The sequence below is a fragment of the Clostridium fungisolvens genome (assembly GCF_014193895.1).
Lineage (GTDB): Bacteria > Bacillota > Clostridia > Clostridiales > Clostridiaceae > Clostridium_AR > Clostridium_AR fungisolvens.
Window position 1 is genome coordinate 1 of the sequence record NZ_BLZR01000005.1, and the last position, 4,573, is coordinate 4,573.

A 4,573-nucleotide genomic window follows, 5' to 3' on the forward strand; every position below is an offset into this window, starting at 1 on the left:
TCCATTCAACACACTCAATATTGTAAGTTCCAAATTCAAACATCAACTCTTGAGTATCTGAAAGACGCATTTCAAAATCTATAATGAGGTTATCTAAACTATAAAATGAATCCATTTTGATAACCCCCACAATACAATCCTTGTACAAAAGTACATCACTTAGCCCCTAATTAGATATTGGGGCTATTCGTCAGCACCTAATTTTTCATCAAGTATCAAACGAACAACATCACTAACAGTAACTTTTATACCTAATTGTTTACTTTTTTCTTTAGCCAACTTCATTAAAGCTTCCTTAGTAGTTTCAGAAACACGAGTAATTACAGTCTCTTTATATTCACACATTGTAACACCTCCAATCACATAGTATAACACTATATTACTAAATAATACCAATAAAAAGCAACTTCCACAGATGTTATAATTACCAAATATCAGATAGAAAGGACATAAAGTCCGTAAAAGTTAATTATTGATAGAGAGAAAGGTTAGCTATACTATTCTAAAAGAAGAAGTACAATGACTATTCCCAAAGACTAGCAACAGAAAGCTATTTTCGACTCATTTAAACCCACGACACGAAGTCCAAGAAAAGTGTTCGTCTTATCGACTAGGCGTCGAGCCTATAAGTTCACATATAATTCAACTTGATCACCCCTAGATTAATTTCTGATATCTTTCAGTTTGAGTTATATATTCCTTAGAAGTAGCAGATTCTAACATTTGATAACTATTATAATGATTCCTTATTTCATCATCTTGAACAAACTTCCACTTCTTAACTGGTCTAATTCTCATACGTTTTTTAACGTCAGGAGTAGATAATAACATTTCATAATCTTCAGCGTCATACTGCTTAACACTTGTTAATCTACCAAACACAGTATGACAACTCCAAACATATTGAGATAATTCCCTAAATACTTTATCTACACGACCATAACGTTGAGCAGTACCAACAACTTGTTTACCATTACCCTTTCTATTCTGAGTAAGTAAAGTCAAAAGCTCAGTAGGGAAATTCTGATAATCACGAGAATTAAAATCGTTTTGTATTTCATCGTATCCAAAAATAATAGTCTTATCATAAGTTTTAACAAGGTCTTTCCAATGGGTAATATGGAAATCTTCATCATGATAATAATAGTTAGTAGCTATATATATATCATGACCATGTTTTTTCCTTAATCTATCTAAATACTCTGTAAGTGCCATTGTTTTTCCTTGACCATAAAGACCAACAACTAAATGAATACCAAAATAATGAGGAGGTCTAGGAAATTTAATAGCCCTTCTAATATCAATAAGTACCCATTTTAATAAATCAATAAGAATCGGAAACTTATGCTGCTTAATAAATTCTCTAATACTTTTCTTTTTCATAAAATCAACTCCTAAAAACCATATTTATAAGCCACAAAACCAAAAACAAAAAGCATAAATAGAACATAAACACAGAAACCCCAAAAAGGAACACCAAAAGAAACTAAAGAAATACCAAGAACCAAGAAAACACACCAAACAAAACCAAACAAACTCATATAACACCCCCGAAAAAATATTTATTTACCTTACATATACATTGTAATACATTGTAATACAAAAAGTCAAAATAAATAAATCGACATTAATTGACATAAATAAAAGAGCGACAGCCCAAAGGGCTTGTCGCTAATCTTTTCATTAATTTATGCCAGGAATCTTTTTATAAACCCACTCTATTATAGCCCAAGCAATATGAGCAACCGACCAAAAAGTGATATTACCAATCACTAGAATAAAAGTAGCAGAACCAAAAAAATACAAACCTTTACTAAGCAAATCAAAAATACCAGTCATAGTAGGCGAAGTAAAGTTATTAGAAGGTAAAAGATAAACAATACTATTTAAAAGTGAGAAAAAAGGTTTCAATAGCAATTCAATTAACATAATTAACCCTCCGTAGATGTACTAGAACTTGTAACAATAGGAGAAGTACCACGTATAAGCCAAAGAATCTGACTATAGTTATAAATCAATAACATAATCCCCATAAGTCCAGCAACCCAACCATGAATAGTATCTATATACTTATCAATCCAAGAGAAGTCAACAACCTTACCAGTAAAAGAAACACCACCAACTTTCAAATCAGCAGTCATTGAAGTAGATACACTACCACCAACTTGACCAAGTTGTTTAAGTTCATTCAAATCAGAATTGCCAAATTTACTAGAAACAGAATCTTTCAAAGAATTAAAATTATTAGTAAAATAATTATCACTAGGAACAAACAAAGATACTAATAAATTCTTCAAACCATCTAAGATCAAGTTAGGCAAATCTTTAATATTAGTACCAATATTAGAAAACCAATCACCCAAATTTTCCATAAGATTATTAAAATTCTCAGCATTATGAACGAACCAATTACCAATATCAGTAGCCAAATTACGAATACCTGAACCAATATCAACTATCCATTGACCAATACTAGTAATCTTATTATCATTACTCTCTAACCAAGTATTAATACCGCCTATTATAGGTACAAGTGGACTAATCGTGGAATTAAATTTATCCCCAACATAATCGCCAATATTGTTACTCCAATCGGTAAAATAACCTTTAATTGTCCCCCAAAACCCGTCGTCAGGTTGCCAAGACCCGCTTGAACCACCTGAGCCACTGGTTTCGGAGGTACCGTAAAAGCCGTATTACCTACATTTAAAACAGTACCGTCTTGCTTAGTAACTTTCATAGTAGCATAAGGAACAGTCCACGAACCACTTGAAGAACCAATAGCAAAATCATTAGGTGAACTAAAGCCACTTTTATAAGTCCATGAAGTACCATTCCATTCATAACATTCATAAACAGTGGAAGTATTAGGCCAAAACCAACTATTATCCATGTACGGAGGATTACCGTACCAAATACGATAAATGCCATTATAAGTCCATATCGAATAACCATTGACATCTTTACCAGTTTGAGTCTTTACATCTGAATAGCTAGGAATATCAGTAAAAGGAACAGTACTTGCGAAAGCAGTAACACCAAACATCATCATACAAAAACTCAAAACAATAATAAACTTTTTCATAAACAAACCTCCTTATATAAAAATAAGCCCCGAAGGGCTTGGACTAAAGGAATTTATAGACAATTCTAGGTATAAGACTAACACCTATCATAATGCCCATAATTGTTATACCAACAGGAAGTAACACGTTCAAATTTGAACTTATTGCATCTGTTATAGGTTTTAACATATCAGCAGTTATTGTCACCATAATGACACCCCCTAACCCCTAAAATAGCTTAAAAATTTATACATTAAGTTATAACTTACTATTACAATTACCATTAGTATAATAAAAAATATACAATGATAAGTGAATACAATATGAGTATCTATATTTTGTAAAAGTTCGAGAGATTTTTGTTCATACTCAGTCATTATTTTGCTTGCCTAATATCAACAACATTTAAATTAAGATACTTGCCATGGAATACCTGAATCTCGAACTCATAATCTTGAAAAGCAACATACTTAGTAAAATCTAATGGTGTAGTACCCTTATATAAAAAATCCATTGTTTTTCCTTCTTCTTTATCCAAGGCAGTTATTAAAATATAAGGTTGTCCAGTTTTATTATTTGTGCCTTGCTTTATCCCAGTTAACATCATTCTTGTATTAAATCTCATTTACATACACCTCACAAAATTTCTATATTTTTATAATAATACATTGTATTATCCAATTCAACCAAAAGAATACAACAAATTACAACATTTTACAACATTTACATTTCATAATACATAGTAATACCCAAATTTAGTAAAAAAATAATAATTGATATTAAAATAGATTTTATTTATAATTAATTTAGCATTGAATAATAATTTAATAATTCATTAGTAATAACATTATATTGTTGTTCGTTAAACTGGAAGGTTGTAAAATATGTTGACATCATTTTTACGATCTTTTCTTTTTTCTTCCTAGACAACATACTTAGATAGTCCATATTATCAAGACACGAGAAAAATAAAACTTTATCAGTACCAGTCAATTTTTCAGTATCAAAGCACAATTGCAAATCGTCTATAACGTATACAGTCGGAAAAATTCTTTTAATCTCATCATAGCAATTCAAATCAGCGTCAATAGTCAATTCAAGTCTAGTAAGTGGATAGTCAAGGTTACTTTCTATCATTTTATTATAAAGTTTAACTCGACCATGATGTGACCTAGTTCCCAAATACTCAGTTCTATCTTCTAAGCTATTCCTAATATCACAATACTTCCTATTATCCTTAAGTAAGTGACAACTAGAGCGTAAAATAGGATAGTCTATAGCTAAATCATACCTAACTATTTTCATAAGCTTATGACCACGATTCCAAAGCATATTATATATAGCTTTAAAACCTTGTAATTTTCCAACTTTAGAAGGATTAAATTCAATTCTACATGAATGAATATCACGTTCAAACCTTGAATTATGAGATATACCAACCCAAAAAGATTGTTCTTCACCAAGCTTAAAATTATAGTTATACCGATACCCTGACCACTTATTAGTAA

The 4,573-nt window shown here is 30.6% G+C and carries 9 protein-coding genes; all 9 read right to left on the reverse strand.

The genetic code is table 11. The features are described from left to right. Nucleotides 1-183: 183 nt before the first annotated feature. Complete coding sequence (locus bsdtw1_RS23315) at nucleotides 184-345, reverse strand: hypothetical protein (protein WP_183280051.1); 162 nt, start codon at nucleotides 343-345, stop codon at nucleotides 184-186. A 312-nt stretch (nucleotides 346-657) separates the two neighbouring features. Then, nucleotides 658-1,383, reverse strand: coding sequence for a hypothetical protein (locus bsdtw1_RS23320; protein WP_183280052.1), 726 nt, complete (start codon nucleotides 1,381-1,383; stop codon nucleotides 658-660). 11 nt (nucleotides 1,384-1,394) lie between these two features. Then, nucleotides 1,395-1,541: a hypothetical protein gene (locus bsdtw1_RS23325; RefSeq protein ID WP_183280053.1), complete on the reverse strand. Its 147-nt coding sequence runs from the start codon at nucleotides 1,539-1,541 to the stop codon at nucleotides 1,395-1,397. A 142-nt stretch (nucleotides 1,542-1,683) separates the two neighbouring features. Continuing rightward, nucleotides 1,684-1,929, reverse strand: a complete 246-nt coding sequence (locus bsdtw1_RS23330; RefSeq protein WP_183280054.1) for a hypothetical protein — start codon at nucleotides 1,927-1,929, stop codon at nucleotides 1,684-1,686. 2 nt (nucleotides 1,930-1,931) lie between these two features. Beyond that, the gene (locus bsdtw1_RS23335) at nucleotides 1,932-2,429 is read right to left on the reverse strand and encodes a hypothetical protein (protein ID WP_183280055.1); all 498 of its coding nucleotides are present in this window, start codon (nucleotides 2,427-2,429) and stop codon (nucleotides 1,932-1,934) included. Between the two features lie 92 nt (nucleotides 2,430-2,521). Continuing rightward, nucleotides 2,522-3,085, reverse strand: a complete 564-nt coding sequence (locus bsdtw1_RS23340; RefSeq protein WP_183280056.1) for a hypothetical protein — start codon at nucleotides 3,083-3,085, stop codon at nucleotides 2,522-2,524. Between the two features lie 43 nt (nucleotides 3,086-3,128). Further along, nucleotides 3,129-3,275, reverse strand: a complete 147-nt coding sequence (locus bsdtw1_RS23345) for a hypothetical protein (protein ID WP_183280057.1) — start codon at nucleotides 3,273-3,275, stop codon at nucleotides 3,129-3,131. A 166-nt stretch (nucleotides 3,276-3,441) separates the two neighbouring features. Beyond that, nucleotides 3,442-3,690, reverse strand: coding sequence for a hypothetical protein (locus tag bsdtw1_RS23350; RefSeq protein WP_183280058.1), 249 nt, complete (start codon nucleotides 3,688-3,690; stop codon nucleotides 3,442-3,444). A 176-nt stretch (nucleotides 3,691-3,866) separates the two neighbouring features. Beyond that, a partial coding sequence (locus bsdtw1_RS23355; protein ID WP_371874768.1) for a hypothetical protein occupies nucleotides 3,867-4,573 on the reverse strand: 707 nt, incomplete at its 5' end.